The sequence below is a fragment of the Anaerotignum faecicola genome, from assembly GCF_003865035.1.
Classification (GTDB): domain Bacteria; phylum Bacillota; class Clostridia; order Lachnospirales; family Anaerotignaceae; genus Anaerotignum_A; species Anaerotignum_A faecicola.
This window is the reverse complement of record NZ_BHVZ01000002.1, coordinates 46,419-66,763: the sequence shown is the minus strand read 5'-3', so window position 1 is coordinate 66,763 and position 20,345 is coordinate 46,419. Positions and strand designations below refer to the sequence as shown.

The window sequence follows — 20,345 nt, the reverse complement described above, 5'->3', positions numbered from 1 at the left end:
TGATTATTGTATTTTATGCACTTAAATAGTATAATTCCAATATCAAATATTACAGAAGAAAATCATTTTTAGGAGGAAGAGGACAATGAAGAAATTTATGAAGGGCCTTCTGGCTACAACAATGGTATTTGCAATGATGACTTCTCTGGCAGGCTGCGGCGGCGATGCGGCAACAGATGACAGCGCAGATGCAAAAAAGGAAACACTCACTATGGCAACAAACGCAACATTCCCTCCGTATGAATATTACGAAGGTCAGGATATTGTCGGTATTGATGCGGAAATCGGTCAGGCACTGGCAGATAAGCTGGGCATGGATTTCAAAATCGAGGATATGGAATTTGATTCCATCATTCCTGCGGTAACAAGCGGTAAGGCAAGCATGGGTATGGCAGGCATGACAGTAACACCGGATCGTCTGAAAAGCGTAGACTTCTCCGATACCTACGCAACAGGCGTGCAGGCAATCATCGTAAAGGAAGGCTCCGATATCAAATCTGTGGATGATTTGTTCGCAGAAGGCGCAAATCATAAAATCGGCGTACAGACAGGTACTACCGGTGACCTGTATACAACAGATGACATCGAAGGCGCAGGTCTGGGTACGGTAGAACGCTTCCAGAAGGGCGCAGACGCAGTTCTTGCGCTGACACAGGGCAAAATCGACTGCGTTGTTATCGATAACAACCCTGCAAAATCCTTCGTTGCGGCAAATGAAGGTCTGAAAATTCTGGATACAGAATATGCAGTAGAGGATTATGCAATCTGCCTGCCGAAGAACAGCCCTCTGACAGAAAAAATCAACACAGCACTGGCTGAGCTGACAGCAGACGGCACGATTCAGAAAATTATTGATAAATACATCAGCGCTGAATAATTTCAAGGCGAAATGCTTTCAGGGGTGACAAAAAACGTCACCCCTGTTTTATGGTTACAGGAAAAGCAAGGGAGGAATTTTTGGAATGAGCCTGAAAGAGAAATTCATATTCAACTTTATTGATGACGGGCGTTGGCACTACATTGTGGACGGGCTCAAGGTTACGCTTGAGGTAACCTTTTTTGCGGTGCTTCTGGGCATTGCGCTTGGCGTGATTATCGCAATCATTCGCTCTACATACGATAAAAACAAAAGCTCGATGCGCGGCTTCAGTAAATTTATTGTGGTTCTGCTGAATTTTATCTGTAAGATTTATCTGACCGTCATCCGTGGGACACCTGTGGTGGTACAGCTGATGATTATGTACTTCATCGTTCTGGTATCCTCCACGAATAAGGTGCTGGTTGCGGTGCTGGCGTTCGGCTTCAACTCCGCGGCGTATGTTGCGGAAATCTTCCGCAGCGGCATTATGTCCATTGATGAGGGGCAGTTTGAGGCAGGGCGCAGTCTTGGCTTTAACTATGTGCAGACCATGCGCTATATCATCATTCCGCAGGCGTTCAAAAACGTACTGCCTGCACTGGCAAATGAATTTATTGTGCTGCTGAAGGAAACCTCTGTTGCCGGCTACGTTGGTCTGGCAGACCTGACAAAGGGCGGCGATATCATCCGCAGCCGTACCTTCCAGGCATTCATGCCGCTGATTGGCGTTGCGGTGATTTATCTGGTGATGGTAATGTTCTTCACATGGCTGGTTGGGATTCTGGAAAGGAGGCTGAGAGACAGTGAGCGCTAAGGAAACACTGATTAAGGTTGAAAATTTACAGAAATATTATAAGGGCGGTGCGATTAAGGCACTGGACGGCATCAATACGGAAATCAAAAAGGGCGAGGTTGTTGTTGTCATCGGACCTTCCGGCTCCGGCAAATCCACCTTCCTGCGCTGTCTGAACCTTCTGGAGGTGCCGACAGGCGGACATATCCTCTTTGAGGGGACGGATATTACGGATGAAAAAACAAACATCAATGTCCACAGGCAGAAAATGGGGATGGTGTTCCAGCATTTTAACCTTTTCCCCCACATGACGATTTTGAAAAACATGACGATTGCACCCATGAAGCTTCTGAAAAAGAGCGAAGCCGAGGCAACGGAAAAGGCTATGGAGCTGCTCAAGCGTGTCGGCCTGGAGGACAGAGCGAATGCGTACCCCTCTCAGCTTTCGGGCGGACAGAAGCAGCGTATCGCCATTGTGCGTGCGCTTTGCATGGAGCCTGAGGTGATGCTGTTTGACGAGCCCACCTCCGCGCTTGACCCTGAAATGGTCGGCGAGGTGCTGGATGTTATGAAGCAGCTGGCGAATGATAGCATGACGATGGTTGTGGTAACGCATGAAATGGGCTTTGCAAAAGAAGTTGCAACCCGTGTGATGTTCATGGCGGACGGCAAGCAGGTCGAGGAGGGCAGCCCCAAGGATATTTTTGAAAATCCCAAAAGTGAGCGACTGCAGCAGTTCTTGGCAAAGGTGCTGTAAGCATAAAAAAGAAACAAAAAAGCGAAGGAGTATTCCCCAAAAAGGGAGCTTCCTTCGCTTCTTTTTATATGTTTTCGAGTTCCTCTGCGGATTGCAGCGGAATCCCTGCATCCGCAAGGGCTTGGGCAAACAGCCCCTTGCCGGAAATCTTTTTTCCGGAAAAGGAGCCGTCGTAAATCTCTCTGCATCCGCAGGAGGGACTGCGCGGCTGCAAGATGGCAAGGTCGATTTCCTCTGCCGAAAGGCGCGCCATGGTCTGCTCTACGCCGCGGCGGAAATATGCGGTCACATCCTCGCCGTTTTTGTTGATGGCACGTCCGCCCTTAAGCTCCACAGGCACACGGGGCACAGGCAGACCGCCCGTCACCTCCGGACAGACGGGGATAACCACATGCCCCTTGAGGAAATCCAGAACCGCCTGACTGCGGTTGTTGCCGCCGTTATATTTGCAATTTCGCCCCAAAAGACAGGCACTGACTGCGATTTTCATAAATATTCCCCCCTCTTAAAAGCAATTCAGCTGCTGCTGCAATGTGTGGAAGAATAGGGAAAGATGGTAGCCGTCCATGCAGGCGTGGCTGATGGTAAGCGTGAGGGGGAGGGTAAATGCGCCGTCCGCCTCGGTATATTTCCCGAAGGTGAGAAGCGGGAAAAGATTGGGCGCGCCGCCGTAATTAACGGGGCAATACGCCGTATAATCGAGCCATGGCACGCAGGAGATGCAGAAGAAATTCGCAGGCTGTCCCTCCTTCACCTTGATGCCCTTTTTATCATGATACTGCTCCGCGTCTGCGACCAGATTTCGATAAAAGGTGTCAAAATCCGCATCATATTCGCTCCAAACATCCGAAAAGGTCTTGTCATCCTCGTGGAAGATGGTGAAATTCGGGTTGAGGTAGGAATAATAGCCGGGGGTGCCGTTCTCGTCCACGGCGGTACACATTTCGGGGATGGACGCAACGACCTGTCCCGTCAGGGCGGCAAAGGCAGGGAAAAATTTCAGATTGCGCCGCTTCACCTCTGCCAGAAAATGCGTCACATCTATCCGCACCGTCATACTGTTGACGGATTTGACAAAGCCCTTGGTGTAATATTGAAAATGACTGCTCCTTGCCCAATCGGCAGGGAAGGGGGTAAAGGTTGCCTGTTTCATGATATCTCCTTAATATTTTAATGTAACGGTTTTTGTTGCGCTGTTCCAGTCAAGCTGTGTGCCTTCGATTTCCATAAGGCTCATCCAATCTCTGAGGGAAACGAACAATCTGCCGTCCTTCAGCTCCGCGGGGGTGGAAAGCTTGATGGTTTCGGTGCCCTTTTTATAGGTTGCTGCATTGGGGGTAAGCATCGTCAGCTTATCATTCACGAAGGTGTAGGCTGCGTTTTCCGTTGCGCTCCATTTTACCTCCTGTGCAGGATTGGAAACCGCAAGCAGTGCGCGCAGGGGCAGCATGGTGTAGCCGTTTTTGATATAGGGAGCAACGTCTGCGGTATGGGATACTGCGCCGTTTTTCAGAATATCCGCCTTGCCGATGGTCAGCTGATAGGTATTTGTGGTTTTGGTTTCGTCTGTCTTGGTTTCGTCCTTCTTCTCGTCCGTTTTATCGTCCTTCTTTACCTTATTTTTTGCGACCAGCTCAATGGTATCGTCAAATTCGTCATAGGCTTCGGCATAATCGAACCAGTTTTCCCCCTGCTTGGTGGAGGGGCTTTTCGTTACGAGAATGCTGTTTTTATTGGCGTTGTCCTTCGGGAAGGTCACCTTTGCATCATCCTGTACGCTGATGATGGGGTTTTTGCCCTTCGCCTTTTCGATATAAATGACATGCCCATCGGGGTCTGCCGCAATTTCTACGCTGTCATAGAAGGTAACAGGACCCTGCTTTGCATAAATCGCACTGGCGGAATAGCTGTCCGTCATGATTTTCAGCTTTCCCTTGCCCTCGAAGGTCAGCTCACCCTCGCAGTAAATCCCGTCGCAATGATAGGAAAGGGTGTTCAGGCTGTTATTGCTGCCATTGACACGCACCGTGCTTTCATCGGGCAGATAAATTGCCGCGCGCTCCTCCAGCTTCCCCTGCGGAACGGTGAGGGAAAGGTTTTCAACGGTCAACGTCTGGCTGCTTGCATCCCAAGCCCAGCCTGCGTCCGTATCCGCTGCATCCTCTGTCATGCTGCGGAAATCAAGGGGCTTTTCCAAATCTGCCGCGAAAACGGCGGTAGGGCATGCGCCCATCAGAACTGCGGCGGAAACCACACCGCAAAGATATTTCTTCGTCATAGAGATTCCTCCTTTTTTTGCTTAATTTCTTCTAGTTTACCATGACTGACGGGAAAAACCAAGACGGCAAGGCTTAAATTTGTCTAAATGTTTGACGCGCAAACGGTTTTATTTGTTCCGCAGGGGGACAAAAAATGCTGCTTTGTCGGAAAAGTTGAAAAAAACAAATGGTACATTCGGTAAAAGTATAGTATAATGAAGGGTAATCTAAAATGGGTGATTTATGTAAATTTGCGTGCCGCAAGGATAGAAACGGAGGATTGGCATGAAATATATCAAGGAACTGAGAGAGGGCGAAAATGTCATTGAGCATTACCTTTGCAAATCCAGAGCAAGCATGAAATCCCGCAACGGAAAGACCTATCTTTCCTTAAAATTGCAGGATAAAACAGGCATTGTGGATGCGAAGGTCTGGGATATGAATAAGGATATCCAGAGCTTTCAGGAGAATGATTTTATCAAGGTGGATGCGTTTGTAACGACATTTAATAACGAATTGCAGTTAAACGTCAAGCGGATTCGCCGCAGCCGCGAGGGCGAATATGACCCTGCGGATTTTATCCCCAGTACGGATAAAAATATTGACGAAATGTATACACAGCTGCTGGCGTATATCAAGACCATTCAAAGCCCCTATATCAAGAAGCTGCTGGAGGAAATTTTCCTCAGACACCCTGTCATCAGCAAGGATTTCAAATATCATTCCGCGGCAAAAACCATGCACCACAGCTTCCGCGGCGGTCTGGTGGAGCATACGCTTTCCGTCACGCAAATCTGCGATTTTATGGCACCACGCTATGAATTTGTGGATAGAGATATTCTCGTTGCCTGCGCCATGCTGCATGATGTCGGGAAGATTATGGAGCTTTCCGATTTCCCCGAAAACGATTATACCGATGAGGGGCAGCTTTTGGGACATATCTTCATCGGGGCAGAGCTGATTCGGGATACCGCGGCGAAAATCGAGGGCTTTCCGCAGAAGCTGGTGACGCTGCTGATGCACTGCATCCTTTCCCACCACGGCGAGCTGGAATATGGCTCTCCCAAGGTGCCCGAAACCATCGAGGCCTTTATTTTGCACTGCGCCGACAACATGGACGCAAAAACGAAGATGTTTGAGGAAATGCTTGCCGCAGACAACACACAGGGCAGCTGGGCAGGGTATCACCGTATGCTTGCCAGAAATATTCGTAAGAGTGATTACAAATGATAGAAAGAGAAACCATATCCGCGCACGAAATCAATAAATATGACTACTGCCCGTATCAGTGGTATTATGAACGGCTCTACGGCAGGGCGGAGCTGCGGCGGCTTTATGCACAGAGAAACGCACGCCTGCATTTAGAGGATAGCATGAGTGCCAACTTCCGTAAGGGTGAGGGCTATCATCAGAGGAGCTATTTTCTGCTGCGTCTGCGGCGGATGGCTTGGAAGATTGCCGTTCTGCTGTTTGCGGCGGCGGCCTTCGGCGGATATGTATGGGTGAAATACAGTGGAATGGGTTAAAACAATCGGAAATGGCTTCGGCACGGCGGATTTGGTGCTGCTCTGCGTGGCAGTGCTGCTGGTGGTGCTTTTGTGCATCAGGCATGGCAGACCTGCGTTAAAAAAGCTGACCGCAAGGGATGATATCCCCGGCTATGCGCTTCTGTATGCCGACCGAAAGCAGGATAAAAACAAGGATTTCGGCAGACTGCTGTATTCCGCGAAATACGATTTGCAGGGCAGACCCGATTATGTCTTTTGCAGTCGGCTTCTGGGGCGTATCGTTCCCGTGGAGCTGAAAAGCGGCTGCATCGGTGAGGCGGAGGAGCCACACCACGGCGATTTTTTGCAGCTTGCGGCGTATTTCCTGATCTTGGAGGATGTCTATGGCAAAAGACCTGCATACGGGCGGCTGGTGTATCGGGATTATATGTTTGAAATCAAGAATACGGCGCGCGTCCGCAGGGAGGTGCTGAAAGCAGTGCAGGAAATGCGGCAGATGCTTCGGGATGGAATTGCAGAGCCGAAGCCGAGCTTTGCCCATTGCCGCCCCTGCGTCTGCAACGGAACGGTCTGTCAGTTTTCGGAAACAGAAATAGAAGGAGTAAATGATGATTCCTGTAGAGAAGAATAAAACGTATGAAATCAAAATAGCTGCACTGGGCAGTAATGGCGAGGGCATCGGGCGGATAGAGGGCTATACCGTCTTTGTAGAGGGGGCATTGCCCAGAGAGACCTGCCTTGTGCTGATTGTAAAGACAAGAAAGCATTTCGGCTATGGCAAGCTGCTGGAAATCCTGACCCCCTCGCCCGACCGCAGAGAGCCCTGCTGTCCTGTTGCGAAGCAGTGCGGCGGATGCCAGCTGCAGCACCTTTCCTATGCGGCGCAGCTTGCGTATAAAACAAAGGAGGTGCAGGACGACCTCGAACGCATCGGCGGCATTACGGGCGTGACCGTAAGACCTGCCATCGGCATGGATGCGCCTTGGCGCTACCGCAATAAGGCACAGTTCCCCGTGGGGCAGGGCAAGGACGGCTGCTCTGTCGGCTTTTATGCCAAACGCAGCCACCGCATTGTGGATACCAAGCAGTGCTTCCTGCAAAATGAACGGAACGATGCCATTGTTGCCCTTGTGCGCGATTTTCTGAATGAATTTCAGATTCCTCTGTATGATGAGGAAACACACACAGGGCTTGTCCGCCATATTCTGACACGCATCGGCAGAAGCAGCGGTGAGGTGATGGTCTGCATCGTACTCAACGGGAAAAGACTGCCGCACAGCGAGGTGCTGGTGGAACGCCTGCAAAGGATAGAGGGCATGGTCTCCATTGTGCTGAACGTGAATCGGGAGAAAACAAACGTCATCCTCGGCAGAAAAATCATCACCCTTTGGGGGAAGGATACGATTACCGATTCGCTTGACGGCATCGAATTTGAGATTTCGCCGCTTTCGTTCTATCAGGTGAACCCCGTGCAGACAGAGGTGCTGTATAAAAAGGCTGTGGAGCTGGCGGATTTAAAGGGGGACGAAACGGTGCTGGATTTATACTGCGGCATCGGGACGATTTCTCTTTTCTTCGCAAGGAAGGCAAGGCAGGTATTCGGCGTGGAGATTGTGCCCGAAGCCATTGCGGACGCGAGGAAAAACGCGGAGCGAAACGGTATCACGAACGCAGCCTTTGCCGTCGGCGCGGCGGAGGAGGTCATCCCAGAGCTGTATCGGGAGGAGGGCATTGCGGCAGATGTGGTTGTGGTTGACCCGCCCAGAAAGGGCTGTGATGCACGCCTGCTGGAAACGATTCTCCAAATTGCACCCGAAAAGGTCGTGTATGTTTCCTGTAACCCTGCGACACTCGCACGGGATTTGGCTGTGCTTGCGGCTGGCGGCTACCATACACGCGAGGTGCAGCCTGTAGACCAGTTCCCTCATACAAATCATGTAGAGACGGTTGTTTTGATGTCAAGAAAATAAAATCAAGTGCCAGAAAGCGGCGTATTTCCGGGCTTTTTGCGAGGTGAGTGCCATCAGAGCGTCCTTGCGAAAAGATCGGTTTTCTTATATGGAAACATATCTACTAAGCGAATTTTCCAGGCAGCGGAAATTGAGTGGTAGGTTTAGGCTGTGGATTAGATGTCAGGGGTTGTGGCAGTGATATGGATAACAAGGCTGACCGCAGTTCAAGCCACTCGATACTAAGAGACAGACTTGACAGTGGAATAGATATTAAGAATTGGAGGCGTATCTATGTTTAATCCTGGACTAAAAATAGGACAAATTATTAAGAACGCAGATATTGTTGGAATATTCAAATGTGGAAATATGGGAGGTATGCGCCGGTCAAGAACAACAAATACACTTGTTATTGTATCGGATTATACAAAAGGTCTTTATCATGATAAGTGGATTGGCGGGGTTTTACATTATACGGGCATGGGCAAATCAGGCGACCAAGACATTCATTGGGCGCAGAATGCCACATTGGCTGAGTCTAATTATAATGGAGTTGATGTTCATCTGTTTGAAGTTATAGATGCTGGAGAATATATTTACTGCGGAAGAATAGAACTTGTGAGCAAGCCATACACAGATGTGCAGCCCGGTGAAGATGGTAATGATCGAAAAGTATGGATGTTCCCGATAAGGCCTGTACCAGATAATGATGTAAAGAAGCCGCAAATGTTCGTGTTTAAGGATATGGATGACTACGAAAATCGTGGTAAGAATGTTGATGCTGAGTATACAAAAATGATGGCTGCTGCCAAGAAAAAAGGAACAAAGAAGCCTGTATTTGTTGCACCGATTGTTCCGAAACCAGAGCCAAAACCGCAGATGGAAATACCAATCGATATTGTCGGAAGACAGGTGAAACATAAAGCATTTGGCCTTGGCAAGATTACAGCGATTGAAGGAACAACGATAGTCGTTCAGTTTGATAAGGTTGGATTAAAAAAGATGGGGTATGAATTCTGCATGGAAAAGAAGTTGCTGGAGTTTATATAAGGAAGATATGAAAACGATTAGAGTTGTCGCTGCAGTGATTCGTAGCGAAGATAAGATTTTTGCCACAGCGAGAGGATACGGTGAATTTAAGGGCCAATGGGAGTTTCCTGGAGGAAAGATCGAACCTGGGGAAACACCACAAGAAGCCTTAGTAAGGGAAATTCAAGAGGAGCTTGATGTAAAAACCGAAGTTGGCGATTTGATAGACACTATTGAATATGATTACTCATCATTTCATTTAAGTATGGATTGCTTCTGGTGTAATGTTACCGAGGGTGAAATAAAACTCAAAGAAGCAGAGGACGCGCGCTGGCTTAGTAAAGATGAATTATACAGCGTTGACTGGTTGCCAGCCGATATGGAATTGATTGAGAAATTAGAATTATTCAATAAACACTTAAAATAGAGGAGATTAAATGGGTGAGACAAAAGCAAAGTATCATCATTTGATTCCAAGAACATACCTATCTGCATGGGAACACGGGAATGGTACTTTATATATACGTTTTCTTGAGAACAAGGAAAGTGTAGTTGAGCGAAATAAAGATAAAATAGCAGGAATAACAAACTATCATTCGATTGTAGCTGGGATGCCCATCGTAACCAAAGAAGATGCAGATAAAATTTTTGCGTGCCTCGAAGATTTAGAAGTTCATTATGGAGAGGTAGTTGTTTCTGATAATCTTGAATTGAATAAAATTTATTACGACTTTGATAATTGGACGATCCAGAGAAAGGACGGATCTGTTGTAAGTAAGAAAAAACTGAAAGCGGAAATAGAGAAAGTAAAAATACGAGATATAGAAGAATTATGGTCTTTAAAATATGAAGATGCGTGGGGTACAGTTCGTTCAGAACTTGAAAATTCAATATTTAATTCGGCGGACAGAATTATTTCCAATGCTAATAAAGAGTATTTAATGAAATTTTATACGTCGTTAGATTGGAGAAGTATTAAATCTAACATACAGTTTAACGATGCATGGGAGTGGCTTTGCAAGGAAGTTCTTCGCTTAGATGAAATAGACATTCCTGAAGAAGAACGAGAACTTCCTATGCTTGATAATGCTGCAGAAGAAATGAAACATAATTTGTTATTGAAATTTTATCGTCAATATTTAAATGATTCTGGAGTGATATATACACATGCGATGGCAAATTTATCCAATACATCCTTTCATTTTCTTGTTGCAGATGGACCTGAGACATTTAATACCAGTGACAATCCTGTTTTTGTATTTAGAAGGCTGGATGGAAAGCTACAAGGAGTGCTACCTTTGTCGCCTAGAATTTTAATGGCGCAAGGTAGAAATTCAGAACATGATGAAAATTTTTATGTTACTCATATCACGGATGAAGCAGTAAAAAGATATAATATTGAAATTGAAAAAAATGCAGCGAATTTTGTTGTCCAGCTGAATAACTAAAAAATACCCTCCCGACCAGTGCATGGTCGAGAGGGTTTCGTGCGTCTATGGAGTTATGCATCAACATCGATGCTAACGCCGGATTTTAGTTCGACTGTGATGCGGTCATCCCAGATGGTTATCTGCTTGACCCAGCGTCGCACCAGTAACTCGTCGAACTCGGTGAGGTGGGCGGTCTGCTGGGAGATGTAATCCTGCAGGTCGTTGATTCGTTTTATTTGCTCATCCCTTGTAGCAGTATCGACTATTGTCTGCTGGCGGAGCTCTCGGAGTCTGAAAATCTCATCAGCAATCTCGTCGTAGACTTCTTTGCTCTGGGCTTTCTGGATGAGCTCTTGTTGCAGGGCCATCAGCTTCTCGTCAATGTTCTCAACGGAAGTGGCCTGCGAAGCTCGGATAACCGAAGCGATGTTAAGCTGCAGCTGTGCCTGATAGCTACTTTTGTCTCCAAGCATCTGGTTGATTGCCTTGACGACGGCATCCTGAAGGACCAGCTCATTGATGGTTCGGGCGTGGCATTCCAGTCCGGTGGATTCCAGCCTACTGATGCAGCGCCAGACGATGGACTTGACACCTCGGTTATTCCAGTGGAGCCTGCGGAACATTTCACCACATTCGCCGCAGATGACAATTTGGGAGAAGCAGTGGTTGCAGCTGTAGCTACGTTTCTTGCCGTTGGCGCTGGTCTTGACTACTCGCCTGCGGACCAGTTCTTCCTGAACCTGCAGGTAGATTTCCTTCGGAATAATAGCTTCGTGGTTACCTTCCACATAGTACTGAGGCATGAGGCCGTTGTTCTTGACTCTGGTTTTATTCAAGAAATCGGTGGTGTAAGTCTTCTGGAGAAGAGCATCACCGATGTATTTCTCATTTCGGAGAATCTTGTTGATGGTGCTGGTATGCCACTTAGCTTTGCCTGCTCCGGTGAGAATGCCATCACGCTCCAGACCGGCTGCAATCTTATCCATGCTGAGGCCTTCCAAGTATTCTCGATAAATGCGCTTTACAATTTCCGCTTGTTCCGGGTCGATGACAAGGTTGCCGTCCGCATCCTTTGTGTAACCGAGGAAGCGGTTGTGGTTGATTTGCACTTTGCCTTGCTGATAGCGGAACTGGATGCCCATCTTCACGTTCTGGCTCAAGGATTGTGATTCCTGTTGGGCCAGTGATGCCATGATGGTGATTAGGATTTCTCCTTTGGCATCCATCGTGTTTATGGACTCCTTTTCGAATATGACAGGAATATTCATGTCCTTGAGTTCTCTGATGTATTTCAGACAGTCCAGAGTGTTTCGGGCAAATCGGCTGATGGATTTGGTAATAATCATATCAATTTTACCGGCCTTGCAGTCATCAATCATGCGGTTGAATTCTTCACGCTTTTTTGTGTTGGTGCCGGAGATGCCGTCATCGGCATAGATTCCGGTGAATTCCCAATCCGGGTTCTTCTGAATATATTCTGTATAGTGTTCTACCTGAGCTTCATAGCTGGTAGCCTGCTCATCGCTGTCTGTACTGACACGGCAGTACGCTGCGACTCGGAGCTTCGGTTTTTCTTCTTCCTTCTTGCGAGCGTTACTTCCAACTTGGCGTCTCGCAGGAATCAGCATTACATTTCCCATTATTGACTCTCACTTTCTATGAGGCTGTACAGGTATTCCGCTTGTCTGACGGGGTTATCATGTAAGGCAACACCGTCTTTCATATAAAAGTGGGTAGGTATCTGTATTTCCCTCATTTGTGTTTTCTTATTATTCCGTCCGAGCTTAGTGGCCCGGCGTATACGCTCTTCTTGCGCGTTCTGGTAAGTGTCCTTATCAATGATAGATGGGTAGAAGTCATCACCAAGATAATGGGCTGTTTCCATCAATCGCTTAGCGGTTCCATGATAGGTTGGAATTCCGGCTTCTGCAGCTGCCTTCGATAAGGACATACCACTCAAATAATTCTTATAGAGCTGTCGGAGCTTAGTGGCAGTAGGTTTATCAATGACGGCAGTGCCGTTTTCAATCCGATAGCCAAAGGGTGTGTGCCCCATTTAATCACCAATCCTTTCTGTGAATGTCAGTCCACATTTCATAACAAATCGGATTTCATGTCGGCTTGCTACTTCGATGTGGTCTGCGTAGCTTTCAAAAAGCTCCTCACTGTAGGCCGTAAGCATATCGGCATGAGACACAAAGTGGAGCAATAGGTTTGTTTCCGTAACCTTTGCCGAGTCACCGGTCATGCAGATGGTGATAGCTTCAATATCAGAGCGGTAAGTCTCTGCCTGTAGGAGGAGGGCATTTGTTTCTTGATTGTATAAAATCTGGTCAATATAGCCTTGTGCCATCAGCTTTGTCAGGGTTTCTCGCTGCTCGCTATTCTGGGCCAGAAGAAGCTCCAAGTGTTGAATGCGTTGGATAGCTTCGTCGCCAGAGGAATTTTCAAGGGCTTTCAGATAAGGAGCAAGTATCAGGCGATGTCCGTAGATTAGCTTGTTCAGCATCGTTACGAAAGCGGCCTTTATCTCATCATCTCGGATGTACTTCATGCTACAGGCAGTTGTGTCCTTCAAATGTGTATTGCAGGTCCAAGCTACATATTTATAGGTAGTGCAAGGATGAATCCTGCGCTTAAAGGTGTCTCCACATTCTCCGCAGATGATTTTTCCTGAGAATGCGTAGCGCTGCTGATATTTACCATTGCCTTTTTCGATACCTTTCTCAGAAGCTCTTTGTGCGACCAGTGCATTGGCAGCGTCAAAATCCTCATGGCTGATAATCGCTTCATGGTGGTCTGGAGCCATGTACTGGTCAACCTCACCATAATTGATATGGCGGTTGAAGTTTTCATCCGTATAGGTTTTCTGAAAAATAACATCACCGGTATATTTCTCATTGGCAAGGATAGCTCGAATGGTAGTAGCGGTCCATTTGCTGTTTTTCTTGGACGCAATACCATCTGCATTCAATTCATCAGCAATAGCCTGAGTTCCTTTGCCGGAAAGGACATCAGCGAATATCCTTTTTACAATTTTAGCCTGCTCTAGATTGACGACTATGTTCTCGCCATTCCAATCGTAGCCGTAAGGTGTATAGCTGAGCTTGAAGGTTCCGTTTTGGAAGCGGCGTTTAATGGACCACTTGGCGTTTTCTGAAATGGAAGTGGATTCGCCTTCAGCCATGCTACTGAGAATGGCAAGGAAGAGCTCACTTTCCATTGAGCCGGTGTTTATATTTTCCTTCTCAAAGAAAAGCGGAATATCCAAGCTCTGCAGTTTTCTTACGAGTGCTAAGCAGTCAGTCGTGTTTCGAGAAAAGCGGCTGATAGATTTTGTAATAACAAAGTCGATTTTCTTTGCTTCACAATCTGATATCAAGCGAAGTAACTCCGGACGTTTTTCAGCCTTGGTTCCTGTGATACCTTCATCGAAGTAGAGACCGGCGAACTGCCAATCCTCACGGGAATTGATGTATCGCTCATAATGGGTTTTCTGTGCTTCCAGACTTTCCAGCTGGGCATCACTGCCTGTCGAAACACGGCAGTAGGCAGCAACTCTGAGTTTCTTTTTTATGGTGATGTTATTCTGTGCACCTTCGATTTTTGTTACCTTCTTCACGGTAGTTCACCTCCCTTCGTTAGTGTCACATATTAGCTCTGAAAGCCTTATATATCAACGGATTTCGGGCATAATCTCCACCCAAAATGGAGAGAATGTCTCACGATTTTTCAGCGATAATTTGTTGAACTCTGACAAGGAAATAAGTCCAAGCTCCAACATGTTTTCAGCCACTTTCTGCGCCTGAAAGAAGTTATAATCCTGTTCGATATCGGCCTGCTGGATGGGCTTATGAGCAGCAGAAACCGGAATTGATGTTGTGATATTCTCTTGCATAATTGCCTCCAATCTGAGGAAGTTCCTCACTACTAAATGGAGGCGAGATAGCAGTTTGGCCGAAAAAAGATAAAATTATTTGCCTCCACTATCCACTGGAGAAGAGAGGCCTGTTTTGACGAAAAAATATGAAAAAAGAGGGACTGTAGGAGATAATTCCCACAGACCCTGTGAAAAGGTGTGTCTTATAACTTCTTTGCAAAATCAAGAGAAATCCATCCGGATCCGGATTTGAGCTTGCCCCAGAGGGTAGCGCCTGCTCCCTTGGACTCCTGAACAATGGTAAAGATGCCCTTGCCAGTGAACTGACCGGTTCTGTCGTAGTTGGTACCCGGCCCCTTACGGATATTCAGATTGGCGATGCTGACCTGAACCTTATAGGAAGTATCCTTGGAAGGAGTGAGCGCCGGTGTGGATGCTGCAGGGTAGACAACATTTCCAGAGGCATCAAAAACCTTGTAGCCAGAATTCTCGTCTGCCTTTTTCTTGGCATTGTCCAGTACCTTATAAGCTCCAATCTGACTCTTGGCATCAGACCAAGACTTGCGTACACGGTACATCTGAGTGGTAGGAGCAGTGCTGCCGCTACCAGAAGTAGTTCCAGAAAGCTCTGCGGTAACCTTCGCAGCCAAATCTCCAAGTCTGGCATAGAGCCAGTCACCCGGACAGGACTTATTGGCAAACCATCTGTGAACTGTAAGTACCATCTCATCAGATTTTGGTGAGTAATTCAGAGTCTTATTTTTATCCCCAAGCCAGATAAGTTTCTTCTTGCCATTACGTTTACAGATATCTACGCAAAGCTTAATAAGAATTGCATACACAGTGCTGTTCATAGTATATGGATGTTTCGTATCGGATGCACACTCAATTGTGACGGCCCTTTGGTCATTTGCATTGGAGGACGAACACCAACTGCGGTTCTTCTCCTCAACATACATTCCGACTCTTCCATCGGGTCCGATGCCATAGTTGCAGCTTGCTTGTCTGGAAGTCGGTGTAAAGATATTTCCTAAAGTTTCCATAGAACACTGACCCACTACGCAGTGGGGTGTAATTCTGTCGATGGAATGTGTTCTATGTCCTGAATGGTTCGGACTAAGTTTGGTATAGGATACCAGAGAACTATTGGTGTAAGCCATTTTACTTCTCCTCCTTTTTCGCTCTGTCATGGAGTTGTTCCAACACCATCTTTATTTTCTCCGGCACAGGCAGTCCCAGATGTGCGGCATTTTCCAAAAGGCTGACGCCTTCATTGGAAATATAGAAAAAAATCACCGCTGTCCTCAAGGCACTGCCTGTCCCAATGATGTCTGCATCCAGTATATTTGCAATGCCCACCAACATAAAAATCAGCACTTTGCGGCAGATGCCACGAAAACCGACCTCACTGGAAAGCGTATGATCATTAACGGCACACATAACGCCTGTCACATAGTCCATTGCAGCAAAGGCAATCAGTGCATAAAGCAGTCCGTCACAGCCGCCTAAAAAATATCCGAGCCATCCGCCCAGTGCCGAAATCACAAGCTGAATTACATTCCAAAAATCCTTCATTTTCATTCCTCCCAACTAAAAAAGGCGGTTATTCCGCCTTATATCCGTTCAAGTCATATCCGCGTTCTTTGAGCAAGTCCTTTACAGCCGAAAGCTGTGTTTTCGGCACAGACTTCACGGTTTTATTTTTCTCATCACAGGTTCTTCTTTGGTTAATTACAAGCTGAAAATACATCTCTGTCATTTTAATCTCCTCCCATCAATGTTTCATAAAAGTCTGCCAAGGACTCCATCAACATCAGATTATTCTGTTCCTGCTGTTCATATATATCCGCCTGCATTTCCATAATGGCAAGTTCGGCATCATTCGGCTGATAAACAGGCAATTCTTCCTTTTTTGCGGGAACGGTAAAATATCCGTCTGATACAGAATACTCCACGCCGTTATAAAAACAGGTTTTACAATCCGTAGAGAGTACATATTCTCCTGTTTCCACATCAAATCGTTTCACCGCAAATTTCTCTTTTTCAACAGGTTCCATTACCAAAAGAGAACCATAATGAACCCAGTCCGGCATTTCCTTCGTTTTATACCAGATTTCTGTTTCATTTCTTATTTCAAACATCAAATCACCTTCCTTGATACGTTACATTTACGGAATGAATATAATAGCTTCTTGAACCGGAGCAATACTCCACAAGCTGTACCTGTTCTCCGGCTGTGCAATACATACTGAAGGTTTTGCTTACTGCCGCAGATGTACTCGTTTGAATTGTTCCGATGCTTGGCATAAGAGAAAACAAAGTACTTCCTCGGTCCGAAATATAATCACTCCAAGCCAAGGAGGAAGAATCTGTTTTGCTTACATAACTGACACTGTTCACAGAAGAGGCATCATAAGATGCATTCTGGTCAATGGTTCTGCCTCCGACATAGCTGTAGTTGGTATTGGTTGCATTGTAACAATAAGATGCTGTGGCAGTAATAATTTTTTTAACATCTATATTTGAGGAATAACCTTGTGCATTGGCTGTTACGGTTACTTTATAAATACCACTAACAGGTGCTACAAACTTTGCAATGCAGATATATCTGTCGGAATAAGTGGGTGACGTAATAGATGTGGTGAATATAGTTGTCCCCGTACCTGTTTGGCTTGCCTGCCGTTGGGAAATGAGATAACTCAGCTTTTGGCTCAACACACCTGTACTGCTTGCACTGTTGTTGGTAATGGTGTAGGAACGGATGTTGTCAAGGTATCCTGCTCTTGCCGCTGTCCAAGAGGAAAGCAGTGCATTCAGCTTACTCATAACCGTTCCTGCCGTGGCACTTCCGCCTGTAGCGTTAGATGAGCCAATTAAAGTACCGATGAGATAGCTTAGTTTCTGGCTTATTGTACCGCTTGCATTTGCCGAAGTGCTTGCAGAAGTATTATTGATGACTGTATTTAGCTTTCCGTTTACTGTTTCATCCGTGGAATCAGTTTTCTTTCCAATCAGCTTTTTTAATGTTGCAAATACTGCTGTATCCATGTTTTTCCTCCTTTCAGTTTTGGCTGACAACGCTTGTAATCACATCATCTGTAATGGTTGTTTCCGTTGTGCTGTTTAAAAGTACATGACTGCCGTCAGAATCCCATGCCTTTGTGACACAGCGGATAACCGTATCTCCGATATTAGTGATTCGTTCTGCAATTTTCACTTTATTCAGCACCATGGTTTCCGTAATTACCGTATCCGTAATGTTTGATGTCACCGTTGCCCCAATACGAGAGGCAATGTTGTCAAAGTCAAAAGTCTGTAATTGCGAAATATCATTCAAAACGCCTTGATACCATTCATTGACAGCACTTTGCAGATGAGAAAACTCCACCTGCTGATTGGCAAGCTGTGCATTTGTTTTATTCTCCTGTGCGGAAAACTGGGTATTCATTTTTTCCTGCACTTCATCGCTGAACTGCTGATAGGCTTTACTGTATGCAGTGAAATAGTCGCTTGCCGTAAAGCCTGTTAAGGTACAGTACACACCGATTCTTTCATCTGTGATGTTGTACTGAGTAAGGCTTGTGGCACCGGACGCAACATAGATTGTGGCAAGAGGAATTTCAAAACGGTCAGCGGTCTGTGTGAGGTTTGGTTCGGTCGGATTGGCGGAAGGCGTTCCTTCCAAAACATAAACACCGCACATTCTGTTTACAAAGTCCGCTCTTGCCACCACTCGGTCATATCTGCCATAGTGAACATCTCCTGCCGTAATCAGAATGTTTTCGTCCTCATCATTGGCATAAAATCTGCCGTTAATGAAAAATGCACCTGCCGCAACGGTGATATACATATTTCCGTTTAAGGCTGTTACTTGCAGGCCTGTGGAGTCCGCACCATAAACGCCATTTGAGAACAGCTTGCTGAAATACAGAGCAAACTGCTCACTGGTGTATGTTCTGTCATAGTTTCCGTCACTGTCCACCACGGCATCAAAAGGAAAATAGGTTATACTCATCAAAACACCTCATTTCTTTGTAAAAATCGTGGGAATAGTATCACCGTAGGTAATCTCCATTTCATAAGTCTTTTCATAAAAATGCGTCACCTTCTCAATAGGCTTTGCCAAGGAAAGACTGCTGTCCGTATCCGTTAAAAGCACCGTATCCCCAAGAAAATAGTCCTTGTTATACTGATACTGTTCGGAATTTAAAATTACAAATTCCGCACCTGTTGTTTTGGATTTCTCCTTCAGTCCTTCCAGTAAATCTTCAACGAAACTGCCTTTCTCCACGTACTCTCTGCGAAGCAGTCCTTCTGCATCTGTTTCACCGTAAGCTGTGTAGCTTTCTTCCTCCGTTTCCGTTGGCTCGGTATAAAGATATGCCACATTTTTATAGTCTGAGGTTTCCTCATAAATATCTGTTTCGGAAATGTTGTTGAACTTATCCCCGAAAATCACTGTACTGCTCCTGTCGGAAACAGGGACACAGCAAAACACAAGCTTTTTTTCTTGAATGTCATACTCAAGCCAGAAACCGAAACCGCCGAGCTTGCTGATGAATTTCAAAATACTCAAGCAGTCATTTGCCTCATAGATGCGTTTTACTGTGTTTTTTTGAGACAGTCCAAGTCTTTTAAATGTGAAATTTGGGATTGTGCGTTTCTTGTCTGGTGGAGAAATAAAATTTTCCTGCACAAGTCGGATACAGGCGTCCTCATAGGTTTCACCCACTGGCACTTCAAAGCCTTTGACGCACCGCCAAGAAAGTACAGAAGTAATATGTCTGCCTGTGATTTCGTATTTCCTTAAATCCTTGCTGTCGGTTTTATGCTTGTTTTCTGCCAAGTAAGCGTTATTTCCAACTACAAGAACATCCTCCGTAACCTTTATGTTTTTATAAACCTCGTTATCTGTAAAAGATAACTGAATATCTCCCACATCTCGGATACATTCCGAAAACTGGATACTGCTGTAGGACTGGAGTATGTCCTTCAGCGTAAAATCAGAATAAATGTCAACTCTCATAAATCCTCCTTACAGTACCAACGGATTGTAGTTAAAATAAACTTCCAGATTGGTTACATTTTCCTCCGCACCGTATTCAATCTCATTTTCTCCTACAAAGAACTTGAAAAAACTACTTTTGAGTGCGTTTAAAACAGAAAAATCCTTTTTGCCGTTTTTATAGATAACAGGCTGTTGTTTTGTAAAATCAATAAGCAGCTCATCACCCTTAGTCATTTCCTCTGTAAAATACACACCTTCTCCTGTTTTTCGGTTGATGATATACGGATTTTTTACAGAACCGAAGGAGGATACAAACCGTACCGTCCAACCGCTGTCGGCATCACCTGTGTTATTGATTTTCGTCACAAGCTGTGCCGCCTTTACACCAAAAAGTGTGTATGGTGTAAAGTGCTGAGGAAAAACAAAAGACGGTTTCATACTGGCAAGGTTGTCGGTAACCGTCTGCTCCTTCCAATAAGTGCCGTAGCAGATCAGTTCCGTTTCCAGACTGCCTTTGCCGTTTGTATATGAAAATGTAGGTATGCTTTTCGGATAACAGGAAATAGACTTTGTATATTCTCCGTCAGAATATTTCAATAAGCCTTCCGTTTTGGGATTGAATACACTTTTGATATGCTTTTCAAAAAGGCGGTAGTTGCTGTCAGCCTGAAACACCGCCTTTATGGTGATTTCTCTCGGTTCAAGGTCAAGGTTTTGCAGAGTTTCTCCGTCCTGTCCGCTGTTTTTGTCAGTATAAAAAGAAGCATCCACATCCTCCTCAAATGCTGTCGGTATCAGATTTGATAAAAATGAGATGCTTATGCTTTGGTTTGTTGCCGTATTGGTATAGATTAAGGTTTCGGTGGCTTTCATT

General features: G+C 45.8%; 25 protein-coding genes. 10 read left to right on the top strand and 15 right to left on the bottom strand.

The genetic code is table 11. The features are described 5' to 3' along the window. Positions 1–85: 85 nt before the first annotated feature. From EJE48_RS06090 to EJE48_RS06080, 3 genes are all read left to right on the top strand, one after another. Positions 86–877, top strand: a complete 792-nt coding sequence (locus EJE48_RS06090; protein WP_124984403.1) for a transporter substrate-binding domain-containing protein — start codon at positions 86–88, stop codon at positions 875–877. 85 nt (positions 878–962) lie between these two features. After that, entirely contained in the window at positions 963–1,673 is a 711-nt protein-coding gene (locus EJE48_RS06085; protein WP_124984402.1) for an amino acid ABC transporter permease, read from the top strand. Next, a complete protein-coding gene (locus tag EJE48_RS06080) occupies positions 1,663–2,409 on the top strand; it encodes an amino acid ABC transporter ATP-binding protein (RefSeq protein ID WP_124984401.1) in 747 nt (248 codons plus the stop codon). The genes EJE48_RS06085 and EJE48_RS06080 overlap by 11 nt, the downstream gene beginning before the upstream one ends. Before the next feature lie 64 nt (positions 2,410–2,473). On the opposite strand, the gene EJE48_RS06075 is transcribed toward EJE48_RS06080, so the two are convergent. The 3 genes from EJE48_RS06075 to EJE48_RS06065 are packed head-to-tail and all read right to left on the bottom strand — an operon-like array spanning position 2,474 to position 4,687. Next, positions 2,474–2,899, bottom strand: coding sequence for a DUF523 domain-containing protein (locus EJE48_RS06075; RefSeq protein WP_124984400.1), 426 nt, complete (start codon positions 2,897–2,899; stop codon positions 2,474–2,476). A gap of 15 nt (positions 2,900–2,914) precedes the next feature. Next, positions 2,915–3,562 carry a CatA-like O-acetyltransferase gene (locus tag EJE48_RS06070; protein WP_124984399.1) on the bottom strand — a complete coding sequence of 216 codons (648 nt, stop codon included), beginning with the start codon at positions 3,560–3,562 and terminating at the stop codon, positions 2,915–2,917. Positions 3,563–3,571: 9 nt separating this feature from the next. Next, a complete protein-coding gene (locus tag EJE48_RS06065; protein WP_124984398.1) occupies positions 3,572–4,687 on the bottom strand; it encodes a stalk domain-containing protein in 1,116 nt (371 codons plus the stop codon). A 265-nt stretch (positions 4,688–4,952) separates the two neighbouring features. Between EJE48_RS06065 and EJE48_RS06060 the strand changes: the two genes are divergently transcribed. The 7 genes from EJE48_RS06060 to EJE48_RS06030 all read left to right on the top strand — a co-directional run bounded on the left by EJE48_RS06060 (position 4,953) and on the right by EJE48_RS06030 (position 10,601). After that, positions 4,953–5,897 (top strand): 3'-5' exoribonuclease YhaM family protein, encoded by a 945-nt coding sequence (locus EJE48_RS06060; RefSeq protein WP_124984397.1) that lies wholly within the window; start codon positions 4,953–4,955, stop codon positions 5,895–5,897. Then, the gene (locus EJE48_RS06055; protein ID WP_124984396.1) at positions 5,894–6,193 is read left to right on the top strand and encodes a hypothetical protein; all 300 of its coding nucleotides are present in this window, start codon (positions 5,894–5,896) and stop codon (positions 6,191–6,193) included. The genes EJE48_RS06060 and EJE48_RS06055 overlap by 4 nt, the downstream gene beginning before the upstream one ends. Further along, the gene (locus EJE48_RS06050; protein ID WP_124984395.1) at positions 6,180–6,806 is read left to right on the top strand and encodes a CRISPR-associated protein Cas4; all 627 of its coding nucleotides are present in this window, start codon (positions 6,180–6,182) and stop codon (positions 6,804–6,806) included. The genes EJE48_RS06055 and EJE48_RS06050 overlap by 14 nt, the downstream gene beginning before the upstream one ends. Beyond that, entirely contained in the window at positions 6,781–8,145 is a 1,365-nt protein-coding gene (rlmD, locus tag EJE48_RS06045; RefSeq protein WP_124984394.1) for a 23S rRNA (uracil(1939)-C(5))-methyltransferase RlmD, read from the top strand. The genes EJE48_RS06050 and rlmD overlap by 26 nt, the downstream gene beginning before the upstream one ends. A 273-nt stretch (positions 8,146–8,418) precedes the next feature. Next, the gene (locus EJE48_RS06040) at positions 8,419–9,174 is read left to right on the top strand and encodes an HNH endonuclease (protein ID WP_118578984.1); all 756 of its coding nucleotides are present in this window, start codon (positions 8,419–8,421) and stop codon (positions 9,172–9,174) included. A gap of 7 nt (positions 9,175–9,181) precedes the next feature. After that, entirely contained in the window at positions 9,182–9,580 is a 399-nt protein-coding gene (gene mutT / locus EJE48_RS06035; RefSeq protein WP_118578981.1) for an 8-oxo-dGTP diphosphatase MutT, read from the top strand. 10 nt (positions 9,581–9,590) lie between these two features. Then, complete coding sequence (locus tag EJE48_RS06030; protein WP_118578978.1) at positions 9,591–10,601, top strand: DUF4238 domain-containing protein; 1,011 nt, start codon at positions 9,591–9,593, stop codon at positions 10,599–10,601. A gap of 53 nt (positions 10,602–10,654) precedes the next feature. Here EJE48_RS06030 and EJE48_RS06025 read toward each other — a convergent pair whose 3' ends face one another. The 12 genes from EJE48_RS06025 to EJE48_RS05975 form a co-directional block, all read right to left on the bottom strand. Next, the gene (locus EJE48_RS06025; protein WP_118578975.1) at positions 10,655–12,223 is read right to left on the bottom strand and encodes a recombinase family protein; all 1,569 of its coding nucleotides are present in this window, start codon (positions 12,221–12,223) and stop codon (positions 10,655–10,657) included. Next, complete coding sequence (locus tag EJE48_RS06020) at positions 12,223–12,639, bottom strand: serine integrase family protein (RefSeq protein WP_118578972.1); 417 nt, start codon at positions 12,637–12,639, stop codon at positions 12,223–12,225. The genes EJE48_RS06025 and EJE48_RS06020 overlap by 1 nt, the downstream gene beginning before the upstream one ends. Beyond that, the gene (locus EJE48_RS06015; RefSeq protein WP_118578969.1) at positions 12,640–14,205 is read right to left on the bottom strand and encodes a recombinase family protein; all 1,566 of its coding nucleotides are present in this window, start codon (positions 14,203–14,205) and stop codon (positions 12,640–12,642) included. A gap of 54 nt (positions 14,206–14,259) precedes the next feature. Next, entirely contained in the window at positions 14,260–14,481 is a 222-nt protein-coding gene (locus EJE48_RS06010) for an SHOCT domain-containing protein (protein WP_118578966.1), read from the bottom strand. A gap of 185 nt (positions 14,482–14,666) precedes the next feature. Continuing rightward, positions 14,667–15,623, bottom strand: a complete 957-nt coding sequence (locus EJE48_RS06005) for an N-acetylmuramoyl-L-alanine amidase (protein ID WP_118578963.1) — start codon at positions 15,621–15,623, stop codon at positions 14,667–14,669. Between the two features lies 1 nt (position 15,624). Next, complete coding sequence (locus EJE48_RS06000) at positions 15,625–16,038, bottom strand: phage holin family protein (RefSeq protein ID WP_118578960.1); 414 nt, start codon at positions 16,036–16,038, stop codon at positions 15,625–15,627. 28 nt (positions 16,039–16,066) lie between these two features. After that, positions 16,067–16,222 carry a hypothetical protein gene (locus tag EJE48_RS12265; protein ID WP_160117321.1) on the bottom strand — a complete coding sequence of 52 codons (156 nt, stop codon included), beginning with the start codon at positions 16,220–16,222 and terminating at the stop codon, positions 16,067–16,069. A 1-nt stretch (position 16,223) separates the two neighbouring features. Then, positions 16,224–16,604, bottom strand: a complete 381-nt coding sequence (locus tag EJE48_RS05995) for a hypothetical protein (protein WP_118578957.1) — start codon at positions 16,602–16,604, stop codon at positions 16,224–16,226. A gap of 4 nt (positions 16,605–16,608) precedes the next feature. Continuing rightward, positions 16,609–17,511, bottom strand: coding sequence for a hypothetical protein (locus EJE48_RS05990; protein WP_118578954.1), 903 nt, complete (start codon positions 17,509–17,511; stop codon positions 16,609–16,611). Between the two features lie 13 nt (positions 17,512–17,524). Next, positions 17,525–18,478, bottom strand: coding sequence for a hypothetical protein (locus tag EJE48_RS05985; protein ID WP_118578951.1), 954 nt, complete (start codon positions 18,476–18,478; stop codon positions 17,525–17,527). Positions 18,479–18,487: 9 nt separating this feature from the next. After that, positions 18,488–19,489, bottom strand: a complete 1,002-nt coding sequence (locus EJE48_RS05980) for a Gp37-like protein (protein ID WP_118578948.1) — start codon at positions 19,487–19,489, stop codon at positions 18,488–18,490. 9 nt (positions 19,490–19,498) lie between these two features. After that, on the bottom strand, positions 19,499–20,344 hold the full coding sequence (locus EJE48_RS05975) for a phage distal tail protein (RefSeq protein ID WP_118578945.1): 846 nt from the start codon (positions 20,342–20,344) through the stop codon (positions 19,499–19,501). Position 20,345: the final 1 nt, after the last annotated feature.

Coding starts and splice junctions, on each gene's coding strand:
- EJE48_RS06090 (WP_124984403.1), top strand. CDS start 86: ATGAAGAAATTTATGAAGGGCCTTCTGGCTACAACAATGGTATTTGCA.
- EJE48_RS06085 (WP_124984402.1), top strand. CDS start 963: ATGAGCCTGAAAGAGAAATTCATATTCAACTTTATTGATGACGGGCGT.
- EJE48_RS06075 (WP_124984400.1), bottom strand. CDS start 2,899: ATGAAAATCGCAGTCAGTGCCTGTCTTTTGGGGCGAAATTGCAAATAT.
- EJE48_RS06070 (WP_124984399.1), bottom strand. CDS start 3,562: ATGAAACAGGCAACCTTTACCCCCTTCCCTGCCGATTGGGCAAGGAGC.
- EJE48_RS06065 (WP_124984398.1), bottom strand. CDS start 4,687: ATGACGAAGAAATATCTTTGCGGTGTGGTTTCCGCCGCAGTTCTGATG.
- EJE48_RS06060 (WP_124984397.1), top strand. CDS start 4,953: ATGAAATATATCAAGGAACTGAGAGAGGGCGAAAATGTCATTGAGCAT.
- EJE48_RS06055 (WP_124984396.1), top strand. CDS start 5,894: ATGATAGAAAGAGAAACCATATCCGCGCACGAAATCAATAAATATGAC.
- rlmD (WP_124984394.1), top strand. CDS start 6,781: ATGATGATTCCTGTAGAGAAGAATAAAACGTATGAAATCAAAATAGCT.
- EJE48_RS06040 (WP_118578984.1), top strand. CDS start 8,419: ATGTTTAATCCTGGACTAAAAATAGGACAAATTATTAAGAACGCAGAT.
- mutT (WP_118578981.1), top strand. CDS start 9,182: ATGAAAACGATTAGAGTTGTCGCTGCAGTGATTCGTAGCGAAGATAAG.
- EJE48_RS06030 (WP_118578978.1), top strand. CDS start 9,591: ATGGGTGAGACAAAAGCAAAGTATCATCATTTGATTCCAAGAACATAC.
- EJE48_RS06025 (WP_118578975.1), bottom strand. CDS start 12,223: ATGGGAAATGTAATGCTGATTCCTGCGAGACGCCAAGTTGGAAGTAAC.
- EJE48_RS06020 (WP_118578972.1), bottom strand. CDS start 12,639: ATGGGGCACACACCCTTTGGCTATCGGATTGAAAACGGCACTGCCGTC.
- EJE48_RS06010 (WP_118578966.1), bottom strand. CDS start 14,481: ATGCAAGAGAATATCACAACATCAATTCCGGTTTCTGCTGCTCATAAG.
- EJE48_RS06005 (WP_118578963.1), bottom strand. CDS start 15,623: ATGGCTTACACCAATAGTTCTCTGGTATCCTATACCAAACTTAGTCCG.
- EJE48_RS06000 (WP_118578960.1), bottom strand. CDS start 16,038: ATGAAGGATTTTTGGAATGTAATTCAGCTTGTGATTTCGGCACTGGGC.
- EJE48_RS12265 (WP_160117321.1), bottom strand. CDS start 16,222: ATGACAGAGATGTATTTTCAGCTTGTAATTAACCAAAGAAGAACCTGT.
- EJE48_RS05995 (WP_118578957.1), bottom strand. CDS start 16,604: ATGTTTGAAATAAGAAATGAAACAGAAATCTGGTATAAAACGAAGGAA.
- EJE48_RS05990 (WP_118578954.1), bottom strand. CDS start 17,511: ATGGATACAGCAGTATTTGCAACATTAAAAAAGCTGATTGGAAAGAAA.
- EJE48_RS05985 (WP_118578951.1), bottom strand. CDS start 18,478: ATGAGTATAACCTATTTTCCTTTTGATGCCGTGGTGGACAGTGACGGA.
- EJE48_RS05980 (WP_118578948.1), bottom strand. CDS start 19,489: ATGAGAGTTGACATTTATTCTGATTTTACGCTGAAGGACATACTCCAG.
- EJE48_RS05975 (WP_118578945.1), bottom strand. CDS start 20,344: ATGAAAGCCACCGAAACCTTAATCTATACCAATACGGCAACAAACCAA.